Source organism: Paractinoplanes abujensis (assembly GCF_014204895.1).
Classification (GTDB): domain Bacteria; phylum Actinomycetota; class Actinomycetes; order Mycobacteriales; family Micromonosporaceae; genus Actinoplanes; species Actinoplanes abujensis.
Genome location: NZ_JACHMF010000001.1, coordinates 8423746 through 8449215, shown reverse-complemented (window position 1 = coordinate 8449215; position 25470 = coordinate 8423746). Strand labels below are relative to the sequence as shown.

Below are 25470 nucleotides of genomic sequence, written 5' to 3'. Positions count from 1 at the left end.
ATGACGACGTGGACTTACGGGGACCGGCGCGCTTTCTCTGGTGGTTGGGACGCACGAACAAACGCCGGGTGGGGATGGGCGCCCTCTTCGGCTCGCTCTGGTTCCTCAGCCTGGCCACCACGCCCTGGCTGCTCTCCCAGGCCATCGATCACGGCCTGGCCGGCCGGGACCGCGGCGCGCTGATCGGCTGGGCCGCGACCGTCCTGGTGGTCGGCGCGGCCAGCGCTGGTCTCGGGATCATGCGGCATCGCAGCATGACGAAGCTGCGCATGGCGGCCGCGCTGCAGACGGCCGATCTGGTGATGACCCACGCGACCCGGCTCGGCTCGGCGCTGCCCCGGCGCATCACCGCGGGTGAGGTCGTCACGATCGGCATCTCCGACGTGTGGACGATCGGCCGGGCCATGAACGTCGGCGGTGTCGGCGTCGCGGCCACCCTGGCCATCTCGGTCGTGGCGACGATCCTTTTCCGTACGTCACCCACGCTCGCCGTCGTCGTGCTGATCGGCGTGCCGGTGCTCGCGGTCTTCGTCGGCCCCCTGCTGCAGCGCGGTCAGCGGGCCGGGCTGAGCTATCGCGAGCAGCAGGGCGAGCTCAACACCCGGCTGGTCGACGTGCTCGGTGGCCTGCGCATCCTCAACGGCCTCGGCGGCAAACAGACCCATCTCTCCCGGTACGACCAACAGTCCGCCCGGCTACGGGACCAGGGGTATCGCGTCGGTGGGCCGTTCAGCTGGATCGGCGCACTGGGTGACGGGCTCCCGGTCGTGTTCCTGGCCGTGGTGGTCTGGCTGGCGGCCCGGCTCGCGGCGTCCGGCGCGCTGACCGTGGGCGAACTGGTCGGCGTCTACGGCTACACGGCGATGCTGGTCATCCCGGTCAACGTGCTGATCTTCTGCTCGTTCGACGTCACCCGCGGCCTGGTCGCGGCCCGCCGCGTGGTCGACTTCCTGCGCCTGCCCGAGGACGACCGCACCGGCGCGCCCGGCCCGGCCGGCCCGGCCCCGCTGCGCGACCCGGAGTCGGGGGTGGTGGCCGAGCCGGGCCGCTTGACCGCGCTGGCCGGCGCGCGCCCGGCCGACGCGGCCGAGGTGATCGACCGGCTCGGTGCGTACGGGCCGACCACCGCGACCTGGGGCGACCGGCCGCTGGCGGAGATTGCCCAGCCCGAGATCCGCGGCCGCGTCCTGGTCGCCGAGCCCGGCGCCGACCTGTTCGCCGGTCCGTTGCGCGAGGTGGTGGCCGGGCGCGACGACCCCGACGACGAACGGGTGCGGGCCGCGATCAGGACGGCCGTGGCCCACGACGTGGCGTCCGACCTGGGCCGGCCGATCGAGTGGTCCGGCCGCAACATCTCGGGCGGCCAGCGGCAGCGGGTGCGGCTGGCCCGGGCCGTGCACGCCGACCCCGAGATGCTGCTGGCCGCCGAGCCGACCTCGGCCGTCGACGCGCACACCGAGGCCGCCATCGCCGAGCGACTCACCGAAGCGCGCCGGGGCCGGGGCACCGTCGTCGCCACCACCTCGCCGGTGCTGCTCGACCGGGCCGACGTCGTGCACTACCTGGTCGACGGCCGGGTCGCCGCCACCGGCACACACCGCGAGCTGCTCGCCTCCAGCCCCGGTTATCACGCCCTGGTCACCCGCGTCTTCTCCCAGGAGGACGACCTGTGAGCGCCTCGCTGCCCGTCGCCGATCAGCGTCAGGTCGCCCGGGCCACGCTGGGTCTGATCGCGGCCGACCGTCGCTCGATCACCGCCGTGACCGTTCTCAACGTGCTGGCCGCGCTGGCCGGACTGGGCGGTCCGTGGTTGCTGGGCCGCATCATCGACACGGTCGCCGGCGGTGGCGGCGTCGAGACCGTCGACCGGCTCGCCCTGGGCGTGCTGGCCTGCGCAATCGCCCAGACGCTGCTGGCCCGGCAGTCGCTCGGCATCGCCTACCGCTTCGGCGAACGCACCGCCGCCCGCATCCGCGAGGGCTTTCTGCGCCGCTCGCTCGGCCTGCCCGCCGCGGTGATCGAACGCGTCCCCGCCGGCGACCTCGCGGCGCGCGGCACCACCGACGTCGATGCGGTCGCCAACACGCTGCGCGACATCCTGCCCAACATTCTCATCGGCGTCGTCCAGATCGTCTTCATCGTCGTCGCCGTCCTGCTGCTCAATCCGCTGCTCGGCGTGGTCGGCATCCTCGGCCTGTCCGGCATCTGGTTCGCCACCCGGTGGTATCTGCGCGTCGCCCGCCCCGCCTACCTCACGGAGGGTGAAGCCAACTCCGCGCTGGCCGACGAGCTGGCCGCGACCACCTCCGGAGCCCGTACGGTGGAGGCGTTCGGACTGGCCGAGCGGCGCCTGGACGCGGGCCGCCGGGCGATCGACGAGACCCGGCGCACCCGGCTGGCCACCCTGCGCCTGCGCAGCGTCTTCTTCCCGTCGGTGGAGATCTCGTACGCGGTCCCGAGCGTGCTCGTGCTGCTGCTGGGCGGGTTCCTCTACTTCGACGGCCACGTGTCGCTGGGCACGGTCGGCGCGGCGGTGCTCTACCTGCGCCAGCTCGTCGGCCCCCTCGACATGATCTTGATATGGATCGAGTCGTTGCAGAGCAGCAGCGCGTCGTTCGCCCGTATCGAAGGGCTCTCCGCCGTGCCCGCCGGCCCCCCGGCGTCGACGGTGCTGCCCGAGGGGGACCGCATCGAGATCTCCCAGGTGCGTTACGCGTACGACGAGGGCCGCGACGTCCTGCACGACGTGACCTTGACCGTACGGCCCGGGGAACGCCTCGCGATCGTCGGCCTCTCCGGCGCGGGCAAGTCGACGCTGGGCCGCCTGATCGCCGGGGTGGACCGGCCCGCGTCCGGTTCGGTGGCCGTGGGCGGGGTGCCGGTGGCCGACCTGCCACCCGACGAACTGCGCCGCCAGGTCGTGCTCGTCACGCAGGAACACCACGTCTTCCGCGAATCCCTGCGGGACAACCTGATGATCGCGGCCCCCGACGACGAGCTGCGGCGAGCCCTCAAGACGGTCGGGGCCGACTGGGCCGACGACCTCGACCGCGACCTGGGTGAACACCCGCCCGACGGGGCCCAGGCCCAGCAGCTCGCCCTGGCCCGGGTGGTGCTGGCCGACCCCCACACGGTCATCCTCGACGAGGCCACCGCGCTGCTCGACCCGACCGCCGCCCGCACGGCCGAACGCGCCCTGGCCGCGGTGCTGCACGAACGTACGGTGATCGCCATCGCCCACCGCCTGCAGACGGCCCACGACGCCGACCGGGTGGTCGTGATGGAGGACGGCCGGATCATCGAGGTCGGCACGCACGACGCCCTGGTCGCGGCGGACGGCCCGTACGCGGCCCTGTGGCGCTCCTGGCACAGCTGAGGCCTGTCCTGCCGATCACGCGGGGCTGCGGCATGATCGGCAGGACAGGACTCAGGCCTTGAACACGCCGTCCAGCGCGAGGTCGATGGTGCGATCAGCGGCGGCGCGGGCTTCGGCCTCGCCGTCCAGGGTGCCCGCCAGCACCCCCTCGACCATGGTGAAGATCAGCACCAGGTCACCCGGTTCGAGATCGCTGCGCACATGCCCGTGCTCCTGGGCCCGACGCAACGGCTCAGCCAGCAGCGCGACGATGCGGCGCAGGTAACGCCCCTGCACAGCGGGTTCCAGCCGGCGGGCCAGCCGCACGAGCGGACGCATGCTGACCTGAGCCCGCAACACGGCGTCGAGCATGGCCCGGAAGGCGGCCGGCTGCTGACGGGTCGCGGCCACACAGGCCTCGAGCCGCTCCACCTGCAACCCGATGACGGCGGCCGTGAGCGCGTACCGGTCGGGAAAGTGCCGGTACAACGTCGCCTGCCCGACCCCGGCCCGCCGCGCGATCTCAGGCATGCCCACCACGGCGCGTTCGCTGGTCATCAGGTCACAGGCGGCGCGCACGATGGCCTCCCGGTTCCGCTGAGCATCCCGGCGCCGCGGCGTCTGAACTCCGTACAGCATCCGGTTCTCCTGCCCCGTGTTCGTCGCTTCCCGCGCCTGCTCGTCCCGCGCCCCGCTCGTCTTACGCCAGCCCGTCTTGCGCCCGCCCCGCGCTTGCCCGCTCCGCGCCCGATCGCCTTACGCCTGCCAGTCCGCGCCGCGCCTGCCCGTCAGGTGTACCGCTCGTATCACGCCCGCTCGTGCCGCGCCCGCTCGTCCGGCTCCCCGCTGGTACTGCGCCTGCCCGTCCCGCTGGCTCCTGCCCGCCCGTCCCGCGCCCGCCCGTCCGCGTCCGCCTTCCCTGCACCCGCGCCTCTCGGCCCCTCCCCGCCTGCGGCTTACCGAAGTGACCTACGTTACTGGCAAGTAACGATAATGTCATGAAGTTCAATTTCTCGGAACCGGCTCCTACGCTGCCGAAACTGGAGCGCTCCAGCCCCTCCCGCAGGCGAACACCCCTTCCCGTACGGACGTGCCACCGCGCCCGTACTCCGGGGCTCGCCGACCTTGCTCTGCATGAGGAGAGCGCATGGAGCCCCATCGCAAAATCCTGCTCAGCGTCGCCTTGTCCGCCGGTCTCGCCCTCTCCGGCGCACTTCCCGCCCCCGCCGCGGCCGCGCCCATCCCTGCCGCCGCCCCATCGGCCGCCCTCGCCGCGGCCGCGCCCCTCCGTGCCGCCGCCCCATCGGCCGCCCTCGCCGCGGCTGCCGCCCCACCCGCAGCCCTCGCCACCGCACCCACCGCCCCACCCGCAGCCGTCGCCGCAGCCGCCGCCCCACCCGCAGCCCTCACCACCGCACCCGTCACCGCTCCCGCAGCCCTCACCACCGCACCCGTCACCGCTCCCGCAGCCCTCGCCACCGCACCCGTCACCGCTCCCGCAGCCCTCGCCGCTGCCCCGCCCGCGGCATCCGCCGCACTCGCGGCCGCCGCACCCGCCGTCGCCACCACCGGCTACAAGTTCGTGGACATTCCGGGCGCCGGCGTCACGCTCAAAGCCAACGTGATCGCCCCCGCCGCCGCGGGCCGCCATCCCGCGGTGATCCTGCCGGCGAGCTGGGGCCTCAACGACCTCGAATACCTGGCGCAGGCCAAGAAGCTGGCCGAGGGCGGCTACGTGGTGGTCTCGTACACGCCGCGCGGCTGGTGGGCGTCCGGCGGGGAGATCGACACCGCGGGCCCGAAGGACATGGCCGACCTGTCCAAGGTGATCGACTGGACGCTGGGCAACACGACAGCCGATCCCGCCCGGGTCGGCGCGGCCGGGATCTCGTACGGGGCCGGTATCTCCCTGCTCGGCGCCGCGTTCGACAAGCGCATCCGCGTGGTCGCCATGATGAGCGGCTGGACCGACCTGGTGTATTCGCTCTACAGCGACTCCACCCGGCACCGCCAGTCGGCCGGGCTGCTGGAACTGGCGGCCGCGCTGCTCGGCAACGCCGGCCCCGACCTCAGCGGCAAACTGGCGGACTTCAAGGCCGACCGTGACGTCCCCGAGGTGATGGCGTGGGCCCGGGTGCGTTCCCCGGCGACGTACCTCGACCGGATCAACGCGAACGCCCCCGCCGTGCTGATCGCCAACGCGTGGGGCGACTCGTTCTTCCCGCCCAATCAGCTGGTCGACTTCCATCGGCAGCTGACCGGCCCCAAACGGCTCGAGCTGCGTCCCGGCGACCACGCGATCGCCGAGCTGGGCGGCGTGTTCGGCTTCGAGAACGACGTCTGGGCGAACGTACGGGCGTGGTTCGATCAGCATTTGGCCGGCGGCACGCCCGACGCCCGGCCGCCGGTGCTCGTGCGGCCCGACAACGCGGCCACCGAGACGTACGCCGACTGGTCGAGCCTGAGCACTTCGACCACCCGCTACGGTCTGGGCCGGATCCGCACCCTCGACGGCACCGGCCTGCTCGGCGGCGCCCCCACCACCGGCTGGTCGAAGACGCTCCCCACCGACCAGGACACGATCGCCAACGGCGGGGTCGTGCTGCTGACCAACGGCGTCTCGGCCTTCACCAACCAGCGCCCGTCGATCTGGCTGCCCACTGTCGACCGGGGCCGCGCCGGTGTCTGGGCCGCCGCCCGCCCCGGCTCCGTCCTCAAGATCCGGGGCATCCCGCGCCTGCACCTCAGCGTGGCCCAGTCGCAGGGTTCCGCCGTCGCTTACCTGTACGACCTCGACAACCTGGGCACGGCCCGCCTGATCACCCACGCGCCCGTCACATGGTCGGGCACCACCGAGGTCGACCTGGCTCTCTCGGCGGCCGCCTACGACGTGCCGGCCGGCCACTCCCTGACCCTGGTCGTCGACACGGTGGACCCGCTCTATTACGACGCCAACGACCCCGGCCGCCGGATCACCGTCACGGGCGGCTCCTACCTCGACGTCCCCACCCGCTGACCACTCACCGCTGAGGCCGCCCCCAGCGGGCGGTCTCAGCCGTGGTTGTGCCGATGTCCGCTCCGGACCTGCCCGCCGTGCGCCCCAGTGGCCATGACCGCGCGCCGCGCCTGCCAGGCCATGAGCGAACCGATGGACAGCCCCGACAGGATCGAGCCGATCGACAGCCACGAGGCGATCGACCCGACCGACCCGAAAGAACCGATCGACCCGATGGACAGCGCCGACCCGGTGGAGCCGATCGACAGCACCGACCCCTTGGAATAGATGCTCAGCACGGAGCCCTCGGACTTGTACGACAGGATCGAGTCCTTTCTCATGCCGTGATTATCGCCCTCCTCCCCGCTGTCACGCTGACCCCGGCGTCCCGTCAGAAGTCCGAGAAGATGTACGGCATCCGGCGCGGAAACAAGCTGCTCAGCGGCGCGACGGCCGCCTCGTCGACCCGCCCCAGCCCTCGCGTGATCACCTCGATGGGGTCGAGCACCCCGTACAGCAGGCCGCTGAACCCGCCCACCGAGAGCGTCGCCGCCGGTTCCGCCGTCCCCTTGGTCACCGTGAGCCGCCCACCCTCGCCGACCAGGCGCCAGGACCCGCCCACCAGCGCGTCGTCGGTGATCTCGATCGTCACGTCGCCGTCCCCGGCCTCGCTGCCGGTGAGCGCCGGCATGTCGAGCACCCGCACCATCGCCCCGCCGTGAGTCGGGAAGTCGACCCGCCCCTCGGTGGTGACCGCGAAATCCGTGCCCCACAGCTCGGGCACCTCGTCGCTGCCCACCCGCACGTGCACCCGCGCGATCTGATCGACGTGCCGCCCGAAGAACTGCAGCAGCAGCGCCCTCCCCAGCGGCCCGGTGGTCAGCAGGTCAGAACCGTAAAGATCGGCCCCGTACGCCTTGACCCGGTAATCCACCGCCCCGACCACCTCACCGCCGGCCCGTGCGATGGCGACCCACCGCTTGTCCTCCCGGAACTCGGCCGCGCGGACGTCGTCGTAGATCGCGAACCCGTGCCGCTCGGGAAGCAGCCGGTGATGCAGCGCACGCCACTCGTCGAACCCCTCGCGCATGGGCAGCCGCTCGACCTCACCCGGCAGCTCGGCCCGCGTCAGGTGAGAAAGACCTTCGGGGGCAAACGTCGCAATGCGGTGCCGAGGCGTGCCCACGTAGCCGAACCGGGCGTAGAAGCTCGGCCGGAACGGATAAAGCGCGCTCACGGTGTGTCCCTCGTCGCGCACCTGGCGCAGCAGCCGCTCCAGCACCCCGCGCACCAGCCCCCGCCGCCGCGCCGACGGATGCGACGCGACCGAGGCGATGCCCGCCATGGGCTGCACCTTGCCCCGCACGTTCTGCCGCATCCGCAACGAGGCCGCGCAGGCCAGCGCCTTCCCGTCCTCCTCGGCGACCATGTTGACAGCCGTCTCGAAGAACTTCATGCGGCTCGCGTAGGCCGCCTCGTCGCCCTCCGGCCAGGGCGAGGCCAAGAACGCGTACGACTGGAGGGGGAACATGCTCGCCGTGCGCTCCGCCGCGCTGATCTGTCGGAACTCCATGGGCTCATCCAACACCGGGAAGACCCTCGGCCGCCTGCCGGGTTTCCGGCCTGTGGACAACTCGGAACCCCCTGGTGAACCCCGCCCCGCGACGCGCCGGGGTACCCCGGTTTGGCAAGGCCCCAGGTGACCCGCTAATGTTTCTTCCGTCGCCGGGCAAGCCCGACAGGGCAGGCACGAACGACATGCGGACGTAGCGCAGCTGGTAGCGCATCACCTTGCCAAGGTGAGGGTCGCGGGTTCGAATCCCGTCGTCCGCTCGGAGAGGCCTTCACAGTCGTGCTGGGCCGGCTCGGTGGAGTGGCCGAGAGGCGAGGCAACGGCCTGCAAAGCCGTCTACACGGGTTCAAATCCCGTCTCCACCTCGGCAGTATGCTGTTTTCCCGAGGGCGATTGGCGCAGCGGGAGCGCGCTTCCTTGACACGGAAGAGGTCACTGGTTCGATCCCAGTATCGCCCACCACGGATGGCTGTGCGCGAACCATCTGGTTCGTTCGGGTCACGGTCGGTCTGGGTCAGTCCCTCAGGGGCTGGCCCTTCGTCGTTTCCGGGCGGAGTCGTCCACGACGTTCGTGCCTTGCCGAATGCGAAAATCCCCGTTCGCCGGGTGGCGGCTGGTCCGGGGATTTATCGCGCGTGCTGCGTCAGGTGGTTGTCATGATCTGGCGCGGTGGTCGTCAGGCGGTGGTGCGGCGGTGCCGGCGGTATTGCACGACCAGGGCGACGGCGACGCCGAGGGTCAGGACGCCGAGGGCCACACTGACGACGGTCAAACCGGCCGCGGAGGTGGCGCCGTTGGCGACGGCGAGGACTACGAGGGCGATCCAGAGGGCGGGGCGGAAATCGTTGTTCGTCATGCCTTGAATCTATGGATCCGGCCGTCCTGCGACGATCCCGTGAGCTGCCCAACCCCTGGTACAGCCAGCTGTACCAAGGCTCCGTGACGTCGACCGCGCGGTTCCGGACGATGCGGGTAGTCCGAAGTTGTCCACGGGCACCGCGAGCGGGGCCACCGCGATATTGACGCTGATCGCTGCTAGCCTGTCCGCTGAGTCGATCGGCCGGGGTCCCTTTGCCTCGGCCGAACGGGAGTCGACACGAGGAGAGAACTCTTGCGTACCCCTCTGCGTGCGGGCGCCGTCGCGCTTGCCGTCACCGCCGCCCTGTTCGGTGGCGCCCTCGCCGCCCAGGCCGCGCCGGCCGAAGCCGCCCAGGCCGCGCCGGCCGAAGCCGCCCAGCCGACCCTCACTGTCGGGCCGCTGATCTTCAACCCGCGGGCGCAGGGCGACCACACCGGCAGCATCGACATCGCGATCAAGAACAACTCGGATGCGCCGTGGAGCAACGGCATCTCCATCACCGAGCCGATCGCGAACACCTTCGACTTCGACAGCTTCGACGGTGCCGACGGGTGCGTCTTCGGCTGGACCGAGGACAACCGCACGATCGTCAACTGCGGGCTCGCGTTCAGCATCCCCGCCGGCCAGACCGAGATCGTCACCATCGGCTTCCAGTCGTCGGCGACCCCGCAGCCGTACGCGCAGATCGCCTCGACCCTCGGTCACGTCGAGGTCGGCACCTCCACCGCCGACTTCCCGGCACTGTTCCGCTCGACCACCGGTTCACTGCACGACGCCCGCCCGTACGTGCCGGCCACCGTGACCGCCGACTGACGCTCCGGCGCTTATGGCGGCGTCGTGTCCGGTTCGATGTCCATGCGGGCGGTCAGCCCGTCCCTGAGCTGAAAGAGATGGACGAAGCGGGCCGTCGACACGGGCGACCCGTCGGGCGTACGGACGGTCTGGTTGACATGGACCGCGATGCGCCCGGCGCCCAGATCGACCGGCTCGCCAGGGTCGTCGTGGGTGTGGACCCGGGTCCACTGCTCGAGCCAGTAGCTGCGGAGTGCATCTTTGCCGCGCAGTCGGGAACTGCCGTCCGGCCAGTCGACGTCGTCGGTCAGCAAAGCGAGCAGACCGTCGGCGTCGCGGCGGTTGTAGGCCGCATACATGTCCCGCACCAGTTCCGACGCCGTGGTCATGACAGGCCGGTCAGGATGTCGGCTATGGTCTGCGGCTGCGACAGGAACGGGTGGTGGCCCGTCGGAACGTCAACGACCTGGCCGGCGCGGCGGGAGAATCGGCGCTGCGCCGCCGCCGGAGTGCCACGATCGTCGGTGCACACCACGTACGTGGTCGGCAGGTCGGGCCACGCCACCTGCCGCACCGGCTGCTGAAGGACGGCGATCGTCTGCCGGACGAGGCGGGCCGCACCTTCGCGTGCGATCTCCTGCGAGCAGTCCTGTACGAACGTCTCGGCGAACAGCTGCGGCACCGCACCGAACGTGCCCCGCTCGGGGTCGAAGTCGAGGAACGGCGGCGGTTCCGGAGCGCCGAAGGTCGACAGCGACTCTCCCGGCTCGGGCAGATAGCTCGACACGTAAACCATGTGCCGTACCGATGGGACACCCACCGCTGCCTCGGATGCGACAATCCCGCCGTAACTGTGTCCGACGACCAGGGTCGGTTCGTCGCTCCCGGCCAGTGCCGCCCGCACCGCCGCGACGTCCTCCGTCAGGCCGGGACCGTTCGCTCCGGCGGGCCGGTCAACCTCACCGCAGCTCGGTAACGCCGGCGCGACGCTGGTGATGCCGCGCTCCCGCAGCGCTTCGGAAGTCAGGTGCCACCACCAGTCGCCGTCCCGGACGCACGCACCGTGCACGAATACCACTCGCATCTCAGCCTCCTTCTCGGCCGAAACCAACGTTAGACGTACCGGCAGTTACGTGAAAAAGTGTCGGGGTGGGCCGTCACAAGCAACCCGAGATCCGCGACCGCATCCTCGATGCCTGTGTCGATCACGCGCTCATCCATGGACTGCCCGACCGCCTCGAACCGTTCGTGAAGGCGTCCGGATCGTCGACCCGCATGCTGATCTACCACTTCGGGACGCGGGACGCGCTGCTGTACGAGACCCTGCGCCGGGCGCGGCAGCGTCAGCGTGAGTTCTACGGCAAGCTGCTGTCCGCACGGCGGGACGAGCCTTACCTGGTGACGCTGCGGCACGCGTGGCAGGCCATGACCGGCCCGGAGGGTCGCCCCTATCTCCGCATGTTCGGCAAGCTCCGCGAGGACACCGAGCAGCAGTTGTGGCCGACCTTCCGGCGCGAGGCCACCACTGACTGGCTTCAACCCCTCGAGGACGGCATGCGGACCGCCGGCCGCCCCGAGCTCGCCACCCTCGTGCTGGCGGTCATCCGCGGCCTGATCATGGACATCGAGGCCACGGGGGACACGCCGCGAGCCGATCGTGCCTTCGACGACTTCCTCGCCGCGCTTGCCCTGTTGCCGGACACCGGCGAGGCCGGCACCAGGGCCGTCGTGAAACGGCGCATCGCGCCGTAGGTCAGGAGAGTTCGCTTCGGTGGCTCACCGAAGGAGAAGGTTGAGCAGCACGGTCAACCCGACCGACAACAAGATCGACACTGCGATCATCCCGAGGCAACCAGCGGGCCCACCGAGGAACCGGACTTCCGTGTTTCCGATACGCATGGCTGCCCGACTACCCCTCCGCAGCGCGAACACACCGCCGGTCGGCGCCCGAAACGCCGGCGTCGGCGGCTTGCCCTAAAGGGGTCCACTGACCGGCCGCCTCAACCGTCCGTTCTGCGCCTCGCGATGGCCGCTAGATCCACTTCCAGGATCCGCGGCCAACCGTTTCTTAGGACAAGAAGCGATTTGAACGGGTATGAGAGGAATCTAATGAACAAGCTCACGCGTGCCCTGACCCTTGGAGGGTTCGGCGTTCTCACCGCTCTGACCGTTGGCATGGGCCCGGCTCAGGCTGCCCCGGCTGCGCCGGCGGCGCCGGAAAGCAAGACCACGGCTAGTCGCAACGTGTGGCGGGGGGAAAGCCAGATCGTCGGCTTCTACCGGTCGCCGCGCGCCTGCCAGCTGGCCGGCTTCTACGGCGAGCGCCGCGGCGTCTGGGACGACTTCGACTGCACCTTCGTGCGCGTCGGGCCCCGCCGTGGTGCCTGGGCCCTCGAGGTCGTCGACTACGACAACTGGAACTCGTTCGGCTTCGGCCGGCCGTTCCAGGTCATCCGGGGCTTCCCGGCACAGTTCCGGCCCGTCTGGGCCGGGCAGTTCCGGCAGGGCCGCCCGGGCCAGTTCCGGTTCTACCGTCCGGGTTCGCACCGCAACGACTGGATGCAGGACCGGGACCGCCGCCACGGTGGCTGGGACCGCAACGACCGGGACAACAACGACCGGGACCGCGGCGACCGCGACAACAACGACCGGGACCGCGGGGACCGCAACGACCGGGACCGCGGCGACCGGAGCTGACCTCCACGCGCGCGGTGTCCAGACCGAACCGCCGGCGTCGGAGCCGTCCACGACGGCATAAAACGCAGATGGTCCCGGCGAAGGAAAAATCTATCGCATAGCTACTGATCCTCCGTGTTGCATTGCGCCACCGTCAGACCGCCCGGCAAGGTTTCCGCCCGGCGGTCTGACGGCTACTCATGCACTGTGCAGCCGCCTTGACCGCTGAGCGGTGATGTCAGGCGACGCTGTCGCTGACGACGGCGAGGAGGAAACCGTCGTAGCCCCTTTCGCCGACTGTCTGGACGGCGACCGCCTCGACGTCGGTGCGGTCGGCGAGCATGTCGACGAGCCGGCGTACCCCTTCCGATCCCTCATCGGCGCCCTCCAGAACACGGCCGTCGCGGACGACGTTGTCGACCACGATGACCGTTCCCGGGCGGCCGAGCCGAACCGCGTAGTCCAGGTAGGTCGCGTTGGACGCCTTGTCCGCGTCGATGAAGACGAAGTCGAACGGTTCCGGCTGCTCGTCGGCGAGCGCAGCCAGGCCCTCGGCGGCCGGCCCGACCCGGATGTCCACGAGGTCTCCGACGCCGGCCTGATCGACGGCGGCCCGGGCGACTTCGGCGTGCCGGGGATCCAGCTCGAAGGTGACGATGCGTCCGGGAGGTTGGATCGCCCGGGCCATCCAGACGGCGCTGTGGCCGCCGAGAGTGCCGACTTCCAGGATCCGCTGGGCCCGGGCCCCGCGGATCAGCAGGTACAGGAGTTTGCCTTGGGCCTTGGACACGCTGATCGCGGGCAGTCCGGCCTTCTCGCCGGCCCGCTCGACCTCGGCGATCACGGGGTCGGGGCCGATCAGAGCAGTGTCGAAATACTTGTCTACGGATGTCCAGGTCTGCTGGTCCGCTGTGGTCACGGCGTACGGCCTCTCGTCATGCGTCTGCTGTCGGAGCGACGCTAGGCGCGCGGGGCTCAAGCAGGGAAACGATTCGCCGTGGCCGAATCGAGGCTCGGCTGCTCGAACACCTCCAGCAAGGCCTGCCCGGACGGTTCGAGGGCGTAGAACACCTGGCGGCCGGCCCGGACCTTGCGGACGACACCGGCGCTGTGCAGCGCTGTCAACTGCTCCGACACCGTGCTGGCGGGCAGCCCGAGCCCCGAGGCGAGCCCCGACGTCGTCGCCGGGGTCGTCAACGCCCGCAGGATCAGCGCACGGCGGGAACCGATCAAAGCGCCCATCCGATCCGGTCCCCGTACGGCTCGGCGGCCCGGTTCTGACGCGAGCGCCGCCGCGCCACGACACTGGTATGTCAGTCGCAGGACCGCGGCGTCATCGGTCGAGCAGCCGACCCGCTGATCGGCGAACAGCATCGGCACCAGCAGCAGCCGACGGCCTTCGGCCGCCAGCCTGGACTCTTTCGCCTTGGGCAGGCTCAGCACCGGCCGTTCCCACCGTGACCCGCCGCGCAGGTCGCTGAGGACCGCTTCCGGCCCGACCGTCGCGATGACCCGGCCGCGTCGAAGGATTTCCTCGTCGAGCGCCGAGCGCATGCGTGACCAGTACGGCCGCAGCGCCCGTAGCCAGAACTCGTACAGGCTTTCGGCCAGCGTCGTGAAGGAGCGAGCCGGGTCCTGTTGATAGCCGGCCAGCCAATCCGGCGCCCCGGCCGGGAAGTGTTCGGCGAACTGCGCGTCGATCGTCGACCGGGGCGTGGCGCACAGCACCTCGAGTTCCTCCTCGATGCTGGGCGCCGGGGAGTCCGCCATCGGGTGGAACACGTCCGGCGTCCGTTGCCGGGCGCGGACAGCGAGGAGCCGGCCATAGACGTGGAGCGGCGAGTCGGCCGCGATCGAATCCAGCACGGCACCCGCGTGGCGCGCCCATTGCGAGTACGGCCACGGCACTGCTGAGCGAGACCGGCCCAGCAGCTCGACCGCACCGATGAGCTCGGAGAACTGGCTGACTCCGATTCTCAACGACGCCGTGGCCGAACGGTCCAACTCGATACGAATCACGGCACCAACGTACGGCCCGGTGTCTCAGAAGTCGGCGCTGCGCGAAAGCTTCTCGTACGCGCGCATCTCCGTGAGGGCGTTCTCGTGCATCGCGGCGACGACGTCGTAGCCGGAGTTGCCGAGCACGATGCGTTGCGGTGGAACGGGTGCGTTCATCGCGTCGATGACGGCCCGCACTCCGCGTTCGGGGTCGCCGGCCTGCTTGCCGTTCTGGCCCACGAACGCCGCCTTGACGCTTTCGACCATCGGCACGTACGCGTCGACGGTCTCGTTGACGGGCTCGTTCTGGAAGCCGGCGTAGGCCTGGGTGCGGAACGCTCCCGGCTCCACGAGGAGCACGCGGACACCGAACGGCTCGACTTCCTGGCGCAGTGTCTCCGACAGTCCTTCGAGCGCGAACTTCGCCGCCGCGTAGTAGCCGAAGCCTTGGGCGCCGACGAGGCCGGCCACCGATGACATGTTGACGATCCAGCCGTCGCCGCGGGCCCGCATACCGGGCAGGACCGCGCGTACGACGTCGACCACGGCGAACAGGTTGAGGTCGAACGTGCGGCGGATCGTCTCGTCGGGGGATCCCTCGACCGAGCCGAACCAGCCCCGGCCCGCGTTGTTGACGAGCACGTCGATCCCGCCGAACCGTTCCTCGGCCGTCTTGACCGCCGTACGGACTTGCTCGGCATCGGTGACGTCGAGCTGGAGAACCAGCACCCGGTCGCCGTACGTCTCAGCCCATTCCCGCAGCTCAGCAGGCCTACGCGCGGTTACCGCGACCTGATCACCGGCGCGCAGCGCCGCCTCGGCGTAGACCAGTCCGAACCCTCCGGGCGTCGCACCGGTGATGAACCAAGTCCTCATGGACTTCTCCTTTCGCTATAGAGCGCAATGTAGCGCTATAGCGTGTACTGTAGCAAGCATGCAGAACGCACGAGACCGTCTTTTGCTGGCCGCGGCGGAGTTGCTGGAAAGTGGCGCCACCGTCTCCACGCGGGCGGTGTGCGAACGCGCCGGGGTGCAGGCCCCGACGCTGTACCACCACTTCGGCAGCAAGCAGGGCCTGATCGACGCCGTGGCGAACCACGGCTTCACCCAGTACACGGCGGTCGAAAGCTCCGACGACCCGCTGCACGACCTACGCGAAGGCTGGGACAGGCACGTGCGGTTCGGGCTGGAGCACCCGTCGTTCTACGGGCTGCTGTACGGCCGGGCCGAGCGGGGAAAGCCCTGCGCCGTCACCGCTCCCGCGCACGCCGCGTTGCGTGAGCGGTTCACCGCCGCAGCCACCCAGGGCCTGCTCAAGGTGCCGGCGGGCGACGCGGCCGAACAACTGTTCGCCGCGAACATCGGCGTCACGCTCACCCTGATCAGTCAGCCGGAGCCGGACTTCGAGCTGTCCGAACGCGTCCGCGAGGCCGCGCTGGCCGGAGTCCTGCACACCCCCTCCGCCGACACCCCCACGACCCGGGCCGGCGCCGCCCTGACGTTGCGCGCGCTGGTCGACAACGACCCGGCCGGCCTCACCCCCGGCGAGCACACCCTGCTCGGCGAACTTCTGGAACGCCTGGCCCGCTAGGTCCCGCGGGCGGTGGTCAGCCGTCGGTGGAGCTGCCCCCGGAGGATCTGCCGGGCCCGGACGAGTGGCCGCCGCCGGGGATCGGTCGTCGGGTTCCACCACGTGTTCCATGACGCGGCGGGCCGACGGTCCACAAGCGAGCACGGGACCCCGGGGCGGGAGGGCCAGCCGCTGCCCTCCCGCGTGTGACTCATCCGATGATGCCGAACGATCCGCGCCGGCTCGGGAATGACGAGCTGCTCGGTCGTCTCGGTGAGGGCGGCATGGGCGGGCGCTCGACGTGACGGCCGACCGCCATGAGTTGCTCGACCTGCTGCTGGAGGCGGAGACCGGAGGGGCGCTCAGCCAGCGGCCGGAGCTGCGGGAGGCGGCCGAGGCGGCACAGCACACGGGGCGGGTGCGGCCTTCCGTCGTACGGGAACCGGCCGCGCACTCTCACCAGAGGGCTGACCGGGCAGGAGGGCGGCCTGGTGGCGGTGGCCACCGCCGGCGGCGAGGTCGCGACGCTCACCCGGATCGACACCTTCTGACCGGCCGGTCAAGCTAGGTGTTCATTGCCGATGCGGTTCTCGTCCGCCCGTGTACAAGCTGGGGGTATGGCTTTGCATCCCGTTCGCCGCGCTCACCTGATAGGCAGTCTGCCCGCGACCGATGCGGCCGACGCGATGCGGTTCGCACTCGATCACCTGGGGCCGCACCTGGACTGTCTGCCGGACGGCGAGACCGGGGAGCGCGGTCAGTGGATCATGAACCTGCTCGACGGGTTCCGCCGTCACCCCGCGCTGGAGACAGTCCGGGACGGGGATCTCTCCGGGTACGACACGGTGCCGCGCTACCGGGTGCGGCGCGGCGAGCGACTCTACGGCGCGATGCTGGACTTGGGTATCGCGGCCGCGGCCAAGGACGCGCTGCCGGCCTATCGGGCCGCGCGGGAAGCGACCGGCGAGCCGTTCCCGCGTTTCCAGGTCGGCATTCCCGGCGCGCTGGATCTGGCGCTGTTCACGTTCGGGCCGGCCGGCGTGCTGCGGTACGAGAAGCCGTTCGCCGAGGCGTTGTCGGCCGCCATGCACGAGGTGTCCGCGCTGACCGGCGACGACGTGCTGTTCCAGGTGGAGATCCCGGCGGAGCTGGTGCTGACCGCCCGGGCGCCGAAGCCGGCGCGCAGGGCGCTGGCCGGTTTCCTGGCCGCCCGGGTCTCGGCGCTCGCGCTCGGCGCTCCGGCCGGTGCCCGTTTCGGCGTACACCTGTGCCTGGGGGATCTTCATCATCGAGCCCTCGGGCGGATGACCGATGCCGGGCCGCTGGTCCACTTGGCCAATGCGCTCACCCAGCGCTGGCCGGGCTCGCGACCGTTGCAGTACGTACATGTTCCGCTGGCCGCCGCGGCGGACCCGCCCGTGGTGGATCCGGCGTTCTACCGGCCCCTGCGGGATCTGCGGTTGCGGGGCGCCCGGCTGATCGCCGGGTACGCGCACGAACGCCAGGATTTGCACACCCAGTTGCAGATCCGCGGCCATCTCGAGGAGGCGGTCGGCGCGCCGGTCGACGTGTCGACGAGTTGCGGTCTCGGCCGTCGTGACCGGGACGGCGCCGCCGCGGCCATGGAACGCATCGCGACCCTGGTCCGGGACTGAAGCCGACGGTAATAGATAACACCCGCGAGTATCCTGACACGCGGCCGGCGCGTGCCGGCGGGATCGGGGCCGGGATGCAGCGACCGCATCAGGTGGTGGTGCTCGTGCTCGACGGGGCGCTGCCGCTCGACGTCGGGATCCCGGCGGAGGTGTTCCATCCGGAGTCGGGCTTCCCTTACGAGGTGTCGACCTGCGGGGTCACCGCCGGGACGGTGCCGGCGCACGGCGACTTCGGCTACACGGTCTCCCGGGGCCTGGAGGCGCTGGCCGACGCGGACACGATCGTCGTGCCGGGATACGCGCCGGCGGGGCGGCCGATCCCCGTGGGGGTGGGCGAAGCGCTCCGGAAGGCCGCCTCTCGTGGGGCGCGCATCGCGTCGATCTGTTACGGCGCGTTCGCTGTCGCGGAGGCGGGCCTGCTCGACGGCCTGCGGGCGACGACCCACTGGGACGCGGCCGAGAAGCTGGCGGAGCGACACCCGCAGGTCACGGTCGAACCGAACGTGCTCTTCGTCGACGAGGGGGACATCCTCACCTCGGCCGGGGCCGCTGCCGGGCTCGACCTGTGTCTGCACATCGTCCGGCGCGACCTCGGCGTGGGCGCGGCCAACGAGATCGCCCGTGGACTCGTCACCGCGCCCTACCGGGCCGGAGGTCAGGCCCAATATCTGCCGAAGACCACCTCGGCCACCCGGGGCGAAACCCTCGCGGCGACCCGCGAATGGGCCTTGAAGCGGCTCGACCAGCAGCTCACCGTGGCCGGGCTCGCCGCTCACGCGCGGATGTCGCCTCGCACCTTCATGCGCCGGTTCACCGAGGAGACCGGCAGCACCCCGCTGCAGTGGATCCACCGGGCGCGGGTCGACACCGCCCGCGAGCTCCTGGAGAGCACGAAACTGTCGGTCGACGGCATCGCGGCGCAGGTCGGCCTGGGCACCGCGGCCAACCTCCGGCTGCATTTCCGGCGGCTCCTGGATGTGTCGCCTTCGGAGTACCGCGCCACCTTCGCCGGGCGGGGCTGAACAGCCGATTACGGGAGACGCGGGGGCAGGTCCACAGTGTCGCCGGCCACATCGATCGCGACCTTGCCGTGCATCGCGTACGACCGCCGGTTCTCCAGAAGCTCGTGCGCCTCACCCATGCGAGCCAGCGGCAGCGTCGCGCCGATGACCGGCTTGACGAGTCCACGCTCGACCAGCGTGGTGAGCGCGTCCAGCTTTCCCCGGTTCTGGCGGGTGAAGACGAAGTGGTAGGCGGCGTTCTTGTCCCACGCGTCGATGAGGTTCTGCGGCCGCGCGATGTCGACGATGCTGACGACGCGTCCGGCGTCGGCGAGCGTCAGCGGGCTCCGGGTGAGCGTGTCGCCGCCGATCGTGTCGAAGACGACGTCGACTCCGCGGCCTCGCGTCGCCTCGGCCACAGCTTCGACGTAGTCCGTCGCGTAGTCGATCGCCGTGTCGGCGCCGAGGGACCGTACGAACTCATGGTCGCCGGCTTTCGCGGTGGTGATCACTCGTGCGCCCATCGCCTTCGCGACCTGGATCGCGATGGTGCCGACACCGCCCGCGCCGCCGTGGACGAGGATCGTCTCCCCCACTGTGAGCTGCGCCCGCGTCACCAGGGACTCCCACACCGTTCCGCCGGCGAGGGTCAGGCTCGCCGCCTCCAGGTGACTGAGGTTCCCGGGCTTACGGCCGACCAGCTCCACGTCGGCGACGTGCTGCTCGGCGTACGAGCCGGGGCCACCGAAGATCCGGGGCGTGTAGTACACCGCGTCGCCGGCGCGGAACTCGGTCACGTCGGTTCCGGTTGCCTCGACCACGCCGGAGATGTCGTGCCCGATGATCGCCGGAAGCGGCACATGAGCCGTGTAGTCGCCGCGCCGGATCTGGTAGTCGAGCGGGTTGAGGGCGGTCGCGTGGACGCGCACCCGCACCTGGCGGGGTCCGACGTGCGGTACGGGGACGTCGCGGAGCTCGAAAGCGTCGGTCCCGCCGAAACGGGCGAGCACGACAGCCTTCATCGGTTCAGTCATTGTCCCAGCGTGGCGCGCACGATCCGCACCCTCCAGTGGCAGCATTGCCAATATCCGCGAGGATAGTGACACGTGATCATCGGGGATGCGGGCTCGCGGCGCCGACACCCACGAAGGTGACGTCGGGAAAACGGGGCGACGGGCCGTCCAGCTCGTGACCGCCCCGGCCGCGCAGCCACTTGTCGAAGAAGGCGGCAACCAGCCTGCGCTGGGTATCGGTCGCCCGCACCGGGTCGATGCTGCCGATGATCTTGCTGACGTAGCTCGCGGGCAGGCCGAGTTGCCGCGCGATCTGCGGCACCAGCGGCACGGCGTCCTTGTACGAGTCCTCGCCGCTCGCCCCGGTCAGATGCAGGTCGACCCGCCACCCCGTGCTGTTCTCCCACAACATCCGCCAGGACGGTGTCCGGTGGTGGTCGGTGCCGGGGTCCCCCACGAGCATGAACGGCCGGGCGAGACCGTGCCGGGCCACCGGCCACAACTGGAGGACGTCCGGGACGATCGGCGACTCGATGCTGCCGCCCATGTCGACGGCAACCTTGACGCGCGGGTCCTCGTCCATCACCCGCAGGGCGGTGAGCCCACCCGCGGACACGCCGACCATGCCCGTACGGGACAGATCCAAGGCGCCGGTGAGCCCTCTGGCGCCGGGATGAGAGCCGCAGTTGACCGCGACCAGCTGGTCGAGCACGAAACGGGTGTCGGCCACGCGCGTGTCGAAGATCAGGCTCGCCAGCCGCTGGAAGTCGTCGGGCTGCTGCGCCTCTTGGAACAGCTGATTCAGCACGCCCGTGACGACCCGGCCGTCCGGGAACTGCACCTCGGACGCGTCGTAGGTGTGGTCGACGGTCACCACCACGTAGCCCCGGCTGGCCAGATCCTGCACCGCCGCGGTGCCCCAGGTCCGCGGGTCGCCGGCCCCGGCCGAATACAACACCACCGGGAAGGGCCGCCGGTGCCGCGCCACCGGGGCGCCCACGTGACCACTGGTCCGGGTCGCGGCGAAATCGACCGCGCCGGCCGGAACGCCGTACAGAGTGGAACCGGCACCGCTGGCACTGCCGAAATGGGCCGCGGCTCCGGGCCGCATGTGCGGCGCCCGCGGGAACCGGGCCACACCGGCGGCCGGATACCAGAGGCTGACCATCAGTTCGCGCCGGGCCGGAGCGGGCGCCCACGGATTGGCCCGATCATGGTCGACCAGGTGCAGGTCGACCGTGCCGACCGGAAAGCGGCCGGTCGGCGCGGGCAACGTCAATCGAGCCCGAGGGGCGGCGTACGACGCGGGCGCGGGCACGATCGCGACACCCCCGGCCAGCAACGAGGCAGACAGAAACGTACGGCGGCTCAACACCATGATCGACCCTCTCCCGGAGCGAGGACCTGCCGGCGGCGGTCCTTCATGGACTGACGCTAGAAGCGCCGCACCCCGCGCAGAAGGCGGCTGTCACCCCCTCCCCGCCCGGAGGAAAACCCCCGGGGGCCCGGAGGCCGGACGAGAGACGGCCGCCCGGTGGGCGGCCGTCTCCGGGGTGATACGGGTCAGCGGTGGGCGCGGAGCCAGGTGCGGATGTCGGTGACGACCTGCTGGTCGGGGTCGCCGAACTCCGGGCGGAACTTCGGGGTGATGTTCATGGTGTGGGCCATGCCCGGGTAGATGATCGCCCGGTGGTCCTGGTGGCCGGCTGCGGCCACGGCGGCGTCGGCGGCCAGGGCGACCCGGGCCGGGGTCTGCAGGTCGTTCTCGCCGTTGAGGAGCAGGGTCGGGCCGCTGAACTGGGGCAGGGCCTCGGTGACCGTCGGGAAGCGGGCGATGTCGGTGACGTAGTCCTTCAACCCTTCCAGGCCCGGCGTGTCCGGGTAGTTGTCGATGCCGCTGGCCTTGCGCAGCACCGCGCCGGCTTCGGCGTCGATCGCGATCCGGCCGTCGTGGTCGGTGTCGGTGCTCGCCTTGAGCTTGGTGCCGTCGAGCAGCACCGACCGGAGCTGCTCGGCCACCTCCGCGGGCTGGCCGACCAGGCCGTCGGTCGCTTCGCGGGCGGTGAGCCGGCCGTCGCCGTCTACGTCGAACTCGTCGTGCAGCTGCAGCAGCAACCGCCCGTACAGTTGCAGCGTCAGCAGGGTCTTGATGTCCTCGCCGACGACACCCATCGCGACCACACCGGCCGGCTTGGGGATGCCGTATTTCTTCGGGTCGGCGGCGAGGTTGGCGGCCACGTTGGTGCCTTCGCTGTGTCCGAGCAGGACGATCCTCGACGGGTCGATCCGCGCCGAGCCGGCTCCGAAGCGGATGGCCGCGGCGGCGTCGCGCTGGATGAGGTCGTACGGGTTCTTGGGGTTCAGCTGGGCGGGGTCGGTGCTCTCCACCGGTCCGATGCCGGTCACGCCGCGCTTGTTGAACCGCAGTGTCGCGTACCCTTCCCGGCTCGCGGCCTGCGCGAGCGGGACGAAGGTGGCACCCTTACCCTCCGGCAGCGTCTGGTTCATGTCGTTGTGCCCGCTGCCGTGCAGGAACACCACCAACGGCAGACGCCCCCGTACGTGGCTGGGGTACGTCAGTTCGGCGTCGGTGACCCAGCCCCGGCCGAAGTCGATCCGGACATGTTCGCGGGTGATGCCGTGCCAGCCCGATGACGGCGCCGTGGCCGCGGACCGCACCTCACCGTTTCCGGCGTCGTTCCTGACGTCCGCGTAAGCGACTCCGGCCCCGCCGGCGAGCACAGCGGCGGCGGTCAGACCGACCGTCAGCCTTCGGAAATTCGTCTTCGCTGTCATGGCTCAAACGCTATGCACCACGTTCATCAAGATCGATCCCGGTGACGCTACTTTCGCTGGTACAGCTGGCTGTACCGGCGGGCCGGTTCTGCAGGTGGCGGCTGACCCATTCGCCGGACGGCATGCCGTAGGCGGCGTGGAAACGGCGATCGAAGTGCCGGCCGGCGAGGAACTGCTGGACCCGGTTTCGCGGCTTGCGCAGTGGGCGCTGCGGTCGGTCGTCAGACCGCGGCGGGCAGGTTGGCCGAGCTGAAGGCGCGGCCGTCGTCGGTCACGACTGCCGAGTCGTAGCCGTCGGCGGCGCGCTTGGCCAGCCAGGCGATGCCGGCCTCACCCATGGCGAGCGCCGCCGTGGCGTAGGCGTCGGCGATCGACAGGTCCGGGCCGACCACCGTGACCGAGCGCAGGCCTTTCGCCGGCTGACCCGTCCGCGGGTTGATCACGTGGTCGCCTCGCTCGTACGTGCCGGAGGTGGCCACCGCGCCGTCGTTCAGGGCCAGCACCCAGCTGACCTTGTCGGCCTCCCACGGGTGCCGGATGCCGACGCGCCACGGGCCGCCCTCGGGGTGCCGGCCGCGCATGCGGATGTCGCCGCCCGCGTTGATGTAGTGGTCGTGCGAGCCCGCCGCGGCCAGCCGCTGCGACGCCACCTCGACCGACCAGCCTTTGACGTAGCCGGACGGGTCGAGCGACCCCGATGCGTACGCGTCGAAGTAACCGTCCGTATCGCGCCACAGGTCGGCGCACGCCTCCAGCACCTGCCGCAGGTCGGCCGAGCTGTCCTCCAGGCGCAGCTCGCCGCGGCCGAAGCGGGACACCTCACTGTCCGCCTTGTACGTGCTGAACCGCGCATCGACCTCGTGCAGCCACGCGCACACGGCGGCGATGAGATCCGGCCGCTCATCGGCCAGCTCGATGCTGACCGTCGTTCCCATCACATGTTCGACATGGCGCACAGAGCGTGACCTTACGCCTTTGCGGCGTCCAGCGCTGCCTGCAGGGACTTGACGTAGGACTCGCTGGTGTAGGTGGCCCCGGAGACGGCCTGGACGTCGCCGGCGCTCTTGGCCTGCAGCGTCGACTGCTTGAGGGCGTCGATCGCGGGCGGGTTGATCGTGCCGCTGTCGTTGGCGGTCGGGTAGGTCGCGTCGGCGCCGGTGATCTCGCCCCCTTCGACCTTGATGGTGACCTGGATCTTCCCGTACGGGTTGGCGGCCGCGTTGCCCTTGAAGACGCCGTCCTTGAGGCCGCTCTTGGGCTTCTCGGCCGCTTCTTCCTCCTTCGCCGCGCCTTTCTCCCCGCCGCCGTTGCCGGCCGGCTTGGTGGTGGGCTTGGCGGCCGGCTTCTTGGACGGGGCCGACGTGCTGTTCTCCAGGTTGGAGACCGGCGCCTGGGCGACCGGGGCCTCGGGCGGCGTCACGCTCAGTCGCACCCCGATGATCAGGGCGGCGCCGGTCAGGGTGCCGACGGCGGCTGCGGTACTACGTCGCATGGGGGCAATCTCCTTGTCAGAACTCGAACGGGTCGAGGTGCAGCTGGCTGTCCGGAACGTCCAGATCGCGCAGGGTGCCCACCGCGGCCTCGACCAGCCCGGGCGGGCCGCACAGGTAGACGTCGCGGCGGCTCACGTCGGGCACCAGGCCGAGCAGGCCCTCCGGCGTGAACAGGCGGCGCGGACCGGGATCGTTGCGGCCGCCCACGATGTAGCGCACCCAGGCGTCCCGCTGCTCGGCCAGCTCCTCCAGCTCACCGCGGAACACCAGCTCGTCGGGGCGGCTGGCCCGGTAGATCACGATGGTGTCCGGCGGCATGTCCTCCAGCAGGGCGCGGATCGGCGCGATGCCGCTGCCCCCGGCGATCAGCAGGGCCCGGCGGCGGGTGCGGCGCTGGGCGGTGAACGTGCCGAACGGACCCTCGGCCCAGATCGGCGTGCCCGCCTTCATGTCGGCCAGCTTGCGGGTGTGGCCGCCGACCGCGGTCACGGTCAGGCGCAGCCACTGCGAATTGGGCGCGGCCGAGAGCGAGAACGGGTGCGACTGCCACCAGCCGTTGCGGGTCAGGAACCGCCAGCGCATGAACTGGCCGGCCTGGGCGGGCAGCTTCTGCAGGTTCTTGCCGTCGATGTAGATCGAGAACGTGTTGCCGCCCTCGGAGACCACCTCGGCCACCTCGAACTTGTGCCGCAGGTTGAGCCAGAGCGGCTCGACCAGGCGGCCCCAGACCAGCGCCGAGATCACCAGCGCGGTCAGCGCCGGCCAGAAGACCGTGGCGAACGGGCCGCTCAGGTTGGCGCCCGTGGCGACCTGGTGACCGTAGCCGAGGACCAGCACCAGATAGCCGGTCAGGTGGATCAGGTGCCACAACTCGTACGGCAGGCGGGTCTTGGCCGCCCGCATCGAGATCAGGCTGATGACCACCAGGATGATCGTGGCCGCGGTGGCGCTGAGCATCTCGGGCAGCGTCGTGATGATCGTGATGCCCTGCTCGACCACGCCGGTCTCGGCGGTGAGCGCGTAGCCGTAGATGATGAAGACGGCGTGGGCCAGCACGAAGACGCACAGCGAGGTGCCCAGCCAGCGGTGCCAACGCAGCAGGTCGCGGGCGCCCACCCACTCCTCGAGCCAGCTGACCCGGCTCATCATGATCAGCTGGATGAAGAGGATGTAGCCGCCGATCAGGCCGGTGATGCGCCCGGCCGCGAGCATCAGGCTGGCGGTGTCGCTGACCGCGCCCGCCTCGGTCTCGAACAGCCAGAGCGAGACGCTGGTGGCCAGGCCCGCGAAGAACAGCAGGACCGTGAGCAGGCGGTTGCCCGAGATGGCCTCGGCCGGCGGGCGGTCGTCGGGAATCGGCGGCTGGGCCGGGCCGGACGCCTTCCAGCCGGTCGGGTCGGTGTTCGACTCGACCACCAGGTCGCTGCGCCGGTAAGGGTCCTCGCGGTAAGGGTCGTCGGGCCAGGGGTCGCGGCCCTCGTCGACCTCGCGCACACCCCAGCCGCTGGACGCGCCGCGGTCGTCCTCCTGCTGGCCCCACGGATCGGAGCGTCGCTGAGCGGGCCACGCCTCCTCGTCGTCGGGCGCGGCGCGCAGATCGGCGAAGAACTGCGCGTCCTCGTCGGCCTGGCGGCGCTGATCGTGAGTCTGGAACGTCGGCGGTCCCTGCGCCATGGTCCTCACCCGTTCAGCGG

24 protein-coding genes and 3 tRNA genes are annotated in these 25470 nt (G+C 70.9%); 12 read left to right on the top strand and 15 right to left on the bottom strand.

All coding sequences use genetic code 11. The annotated features are described in order from the left end of the window. Window positions 1-74 precede the first annotated feature (74 nt). Complete coding sequence (locus BKA14_RS38985; protein ID WP_239092700.1) at window positions 75-1673, top strand: ABC transporter transmembrane domain-containing protein; 1599 nt, start codon at window positions 75-77, stop codon at window positions 1671-1673. Beyond that, window positions 1670-3376, top strand: a complete 1707-nt coding sequence (locus BKA14_RS38980; RefSeq protein ID WP_184955728.1) for an ABC transporter ATP-binding protein — start codon at window positions 1670-1672, stop codon at window positions 3374-3376. The genes BKA14_RS38985 and BKA14_RS38980 overlap by 4 nt, the downstream gene beginning before the upstream one ends. Before the next feature lie 51 nt (window positions 3377-3427). On the opposite strand, the gene BKA14_RS38975 is transcribed toward BKA14_RS38980, so the two are convergent. After that, entirely contained in the window at window positions 3428-3994 is a 567-nt protein-coding gene (locus BKA14_RS38975; RefSeq protein ID WP_184955727.1) for a TetR/AcrR family transcriptional regulator, read from the bottom strand. Window positions 3995-4502: 508 nt separating this feature from the next. On the opposite strand from BKA14_RS38975, the gene BKA14_RS38970 reads away from it, so the two are divergent. Beyond that, complete coding sequence (locus BKA14_RS38970) at window positions 4503-6371, top strand: CocE/NonD family hydrolase (RefSeq protein WP_221477420.1); 1869 nt, start codon at window positions 4503-4505, stop codon at window positions 6369-6371. 35 nt (window positions 6372-6406) lie between these two features. Here BKA14_RS38970 and BKA14_RS38965 read toward each other — a convergent pair whose 3' ends face one another. Both BKA14_RS38965 and BKA14_RS38960 read right to left on the bottom strand, forming a co-directional pair. Further along, window positions 6407-6691 carry a hypothetical protein gene (locus tag BKA14_RS38965; RefSeq protein ID WP_184955726.1) on the bottom strand — a complete coding sequence of 95 codons (285 nt, stop codon included), beginning with the start codon at window positions 6689-6691 and terminating at the stop codon, window positions 6407-6409. Between the two features lie 50 nt (window positions 6692-6741). Continuing rightward, window positions 6742-7923: a GNAT family N-acetyltransferase gene (locus tag BKA14_RS38960; protein ID WP_184955725.1), complete on the bottom strand. Its 1182-nt coding sequence runs from the start codon at window positions 7921-7923 to the stop codon at window positions 6742-6744. A gap of 187 nt (window positions 7924-8110) precedes the next feature. Between BKA14_RS38960 and BKA14_RS38955 the strand changes: the two genes are divergently transcribed. The 3 genes from BKA14_RS38955 to BKA14_RS38945 all read left to right on the top strand — a co-directional run bounded on the left by BKA14_RS38955 (window position 8111) and on the right by BKA14_RS38945 (window position 8385). Beyond that, window positions 8111-8183, top strand: a tRNA-Gly gene (locus BKA14_RS38955). A 34-nt stretch (window positions 8184-8217) separates the two neighbouring features. After that, window positions 8218-8288: transfer RNA gene (locus BKA14_RS38950), tRNA-Cys, on the top strand. Window positions 8289-8310: 22 nt separating this feature from the next. Beyond that, a tRNA-Val gene (locus tag BKA14_RS38945) sits at window positions 8311-8385 on the top strand. 214 nt (window positions 8386-8599) lie between these two features. On the opposite strand, the gene BKA14_RS38940 is transcribed toward BKA14_RS38945, so the two are convergent. Continuing rightward, complete coding sequence (locus BKA14_RS38940; RefSeq protein WP_184955724.1) at window positions 8600-8779, bottom strand: hypothetical protein; 180 nt, start codon at window positions 8777-8779, stop codon at window positions 8600-8602. A gap of 255 nt (window positions 8780-9034) precedes the next feature. Between BKA14_RS38940 and BKA14_RS38935 the strand changes: the two genes are divergently transcribed. Continuing rightward, window positions 9035-9595, top strand: coding sequence for a hypothetical protein (locus tag BKA14_RS38935; RefSeq protein ID WP_184955723.1), 561 nt, complete (start codon window positions 9035-9037; stop codon window positions 9593-9595). 11 nt (window positions 9596-9606) lie between these two features. Here BKA14_RS38935 and BKA14_RS38930 read toward each other — a convergent pair whose 3' ends face one another. Together BKA14_RS38930 and BKA14_RS38925 are read right to left on the bottom strand one after the other, a co-directional pair. Beyond that, complete coding sequence (locus BKA14_RS38930) at window positions 9607-9963, bottom strand: nuclear transport factor 2 family protein (protein WP_184955722.1); 357 nt, start codon at window positions 9961-9963, stop codon at window positions 9607-9609. Beyond that, a complete protein-coding gene (locus BKA14_RS38925; protein WP_184955721.1) occupies window positions 9960-10658 on the bottom strand; it encodes an alpha/beta hydrolase in 699 nt (232 codons plus the stop codon). Before BKA14_RS38925 ends, BKA14_RS38930 begins: the two co-directional genes overlap by 4 nt. 65 nt (window positions 10659-10723) lie before the next feature. Between BKA14_RS38925 and BKA14_RS38920 the strand changes: the two genes are divergently transcribed. Both BKA14_RS38920 and BKA14_RS38915 read left to right on the top strand, forming a co-directional pair. Then, a complete protein-coding gene (locus tag BKA14_RS38920; protein ID WP_184955720.1) occupies window positions 10724-11326 on the top strand; it encodes a TetR/AcrR family transcriptional regulator in 603 nt (200 codons plus the stop codon). 492 nt (window positions 11327-11818) lie between these two features. Then, a complete protein-coding gene (locus BKA14_RS38915; protein WP_184955719.1) occupies window positions 11819-12271 on the top strand; it encodes a hypothetical protein in 453 nt (150 codons plus the stop codon). A 217-nt stretch (window positions 12272-12488) separates the two neighbouring features. On the opposite strand, the gene BKA14_RS38910 is transcribed toward BKA14_RS38915, so the two are convergent. From BKA14_RS38910 to BKA14_RS38900, 3 genes are read right to left on the bottom strand one after another with little or no spacing between them, the layout of a single operon-like run. Next, window positions 12489-13169 carry an O-methyltransferase gene (locus tag BKA14_RS38910; RefSeq protein WP_184955718.1) on the bottom strand — a complete coding sequence of 227 codons (681 nt, stop codon included), beginning with the start codon at window positions 13167-13169 and terminating at the stop codon, window positions 12489-12491. A gap of 56 nt (window positions 13170-13225) precedes the next feature. Further along, window positions 13226-14269, bottom strand: coding sequence for an ArsR/SmtB family transcription factor (locus BKA14_RS45395; protein WP_184955717.1), 1044 nt, complete (start codon window positions 14267-14269; stop codon window positions 13226-13228). A 24-nt stretch (window positions 14270-14293) separates the two neighbouring features. Continuing rightward, on the bottom strand, window positions 14294-15124 hold the full coding sequence (locus BKA14_RS38900; RefSeq protein WP_184955716.1) for an SDR family NAD(P)-dependent oxidoreductase: 831 nt from the start codon (window positions 15122-15124) through the stop codon (window positions 14294-14296). Window positions 15125-15182: 58 nt separating this feature from the next. Between BKA14_RS38900 and BKA14_RS38895 the strand changes: the two genes are divergently transcribed. From BKA14_RS38895 to BKA14_RS38885, 3 genes are all read left to right on the top strand, one after another. After that, complete coding sequence (locus BKA14_RS38895) at window positions 15183-15839, top strand: TetR/AcrR family transcriptional regulator (protein WP_184955715.1); 657 nt, start codon at window positions 15183-15185, stop codon at window positions 15837-15839. A 596-nt stretch (window positions 15840-16435) separates the two neighbouring features. Beyond that, window positions 16436-17473 (top strand): hypothetical protein, encoded by a 1038-nt coding sequence (locus BKA14_RS38890; protein WP_184955714.1) that lies wholly within the window; start codon window positions 16436-16438, stop codon window positions 17471-17473. A 74-nt stretch (window positions 17474-17547) separates the two neighbouring features. Further along, on the top strand, window positions 17548-18495 hold the full coding sequence (locus BKA14_RS38885; RefSeq protein ID WP_184955713.1) for a GlxA family transcriptional regulator: 948 nt from the start codon (window positions 17548-17550) through the stop codon (window positions 18493-18495). Between the two features lie 8 nt (window positions 18496-18503). Here BKA14_RS38885 and BKA14_RS38880 read toward each other — a convergent pair whose 3' ends face one another. From BKA14_RS38880 to BKA14_RS38855, 6 genes are all read right to left on the bottom strand, one after another. Continuing rightward, window positions 18504-19508: a zinc-dependent alcohol dehydrogenase family protein gene (locus tag BKA14_RS38880; protein ID WP_184955712.1), complete on the bottom strand. Its 1005-nt coding sequence runs from the start codon at window positions 19506-19508 to the stop codon at window positions 18504-18506. 76 nt (window positions 19509-19584) lie between these two features. Beyond that, window positions 19585-20865: an alpha/beta hydrolase gene (locus BKA14_RS38875; RefSeq protein ID WP_203722203.1), complete on the bottom strand. Its 1281-nt coding sequence runs from the start codon at window positions 20863-20865 to the stop codon at window positions 19585-19587. Between the two features lie 185 nt (window positions 20866-21050). Beyond that, window positions 21051-22283 carry an alpha/beta hydrolase gene (locus BKA14_RS38870; RefSeq protein ID WP_184955711.1) on the bottom strand — a complete coding sequence of 411 codons (1233 nt, stop codon included), beginning with the start codon at window positions 22281-22283 and terminating at the stop codon, window positions 21051-21053. 221 nt (window positions 22284-22504) lie between these two features. Further along, window positions 22505-23218 carry an FAD:protein FMN transferase gene (locus BKA14_RS38865; RefSeq protein ID WP_184955710.1) on the bottom strand — a complete coding sequence of 238 codons (714 nt, stop codon included), beginning with the start codon at window positions 23216-23218 and terminating at the stop codon, window positions 22505-22507. 32 nt (window positions 23219-23250) lie between these two features. Next, window positions 23251-23775: an FMN-binding protein gene (locus BKA14_RS38860; protein ID WP_184955709.1), complete on the bottom strand. Its 525-nt coding sequence runs from the start codon at window positions 23773-23775 to the stop codon at window positions 23251-23253. A 16-nt stretch (window positions 23776-23791) separates the two neighbouring features. Then, window positions 23792-25450 carry a ferredoxin reductase family protein gene (locus tag BKA14_RS38855; RefSeq protein WP_239092690.1) on the bottom strand — a complete coding sequence of 553 codons (1659 nt, stop codon included), beginning with the start codon at window positions 25448-25450 and terminating at the stop codon, window positions 23792-23794. Window positions 25451-25470: the final 20 nt, after the last annotated feature.

Coding starts and splice junctions, on each gene's coding strand:
- BKA14_RS38925 (WP_184955721.1), bottom strand. CDS start 10,658: ATGCGAGTGGTATTCGTGCACGGTGCGTGCGTCCGGGACGGCGACTGG.
- BKA14_RS38940 (WP_184955724.1), bottom strand. CDS start 8,779: ATGACGAACAACGATTTCCGCCCCGCCCTCTGGATCGCCCTCGTAGTC.
- BKA14_RS38885 (WP_184955713.1), top strand. CDS start 17,548: ATGCAGCGACCGCATCAGGTGGTGGTGCTCGTGCTCGACGGGGCGCTG.
- BKA14_RS38860 (WP_184955709.1), bottom strand. CDS start 23,775: ATGCGACGTAGTACCGCAGCCGCCGTCGGCACCCTGACCGGCGCCGCC.
- BKA14_RS38985 (WP_239092700.1), top strand. CDS start 75: ATGGGCGCCCTCTTCGGCTCGCTCTGGTTCCTCAGCCTGGCCACCACG.
- BKA14_RS38855 (WP_239092690.1), bottom strand. CDS start 25,450: ATGGCGCAGGGACCGCCGACGTTCCAGACTCACGATCAGCGCCGCCAG.
- BKA14_RS38880 (WP_184955712.1), bottom strand. CDS start 19,508: ATGACTGAACCGATGAAGGCTGTCGTGCTCGCCCGTTTCGGCGGGACC.
- BKA14_RS38970 (WP_221477420.1), top strand. CDS start 4,503: ATGGAGCCCCATCGCAAAATCCTGCTCAGCGTCGCCTTGTCCGCCGGT.
- BKA14_RS38870 (WP_184955711.1), bottom strand. CDS start 22,283: ATGACAGCGAAGACGAATTTCCGAAGGCTGACGGTCGGTCTGACCGCC.
- BKA14_RS38960 (WP_184955725.1), bottom strand. CDS start 7,923: ATGGAGTTCCGACAGATCAGCGCGGCGGAGCGCACGGCGAGCATGTTC.
- BKA14_RS38865 (WP_184955710.1), bottom strand. CDS start 23,218: ATGGGAACGACGGTCAGCATCGAGCTGGCCGATGAGCGGCCGGATCTC.
- BKA14_RS38900 (WP_184955716.1), bottom strand. CDS start 15,124: ATGAGGACTTGGTTCATCACCGGTGCGACGCCCGGAGGGTTCGGACTG.
- BKA14_RS38875 (WP_203722203.1), bottom strand. CDS start 20,865: ATGGTGTTGAGCCGCCGTACGTTTCTGTCTGCCTCGTTGCTGGCCGGG.
- BKA14_RS38930 (WP_184955722.1), bottom strand. CDS start 9,963: ATGACCACGGCGTCGGAACTGGTGCGGGACATGTATGCGGCCTACAAC.
- BKA14_RS38965 (WP_184955726.1), bottom strand. CDS start 6,691: ATGAGAAAGGACTCGATCCTGTCGTACAAGTCCGAGGGCTCCGTGCTG.
- BKA14_RS38895 (WP_184955715.1), top strand. CDS start 15,183: ATGCAGAACGCACGAGACCGTCTTTTGCTGGCCGCGGCGGAGTTGCTG.
- BKA14_RS38975 (WP_184955727.1), bottom strand. CDS start 3,994: ATGCTGTACGGAGTTCAGACGCCGCGGCGCCGGGATGCTCAGCGGAAC.
- BKA14_RS38890 (WP_184955714.1), top strand. CDS start 16,436: ATGGCTTTGCATCCCGTTCGCCGCGCTCACCTGATAGGCAGTCTGCCC.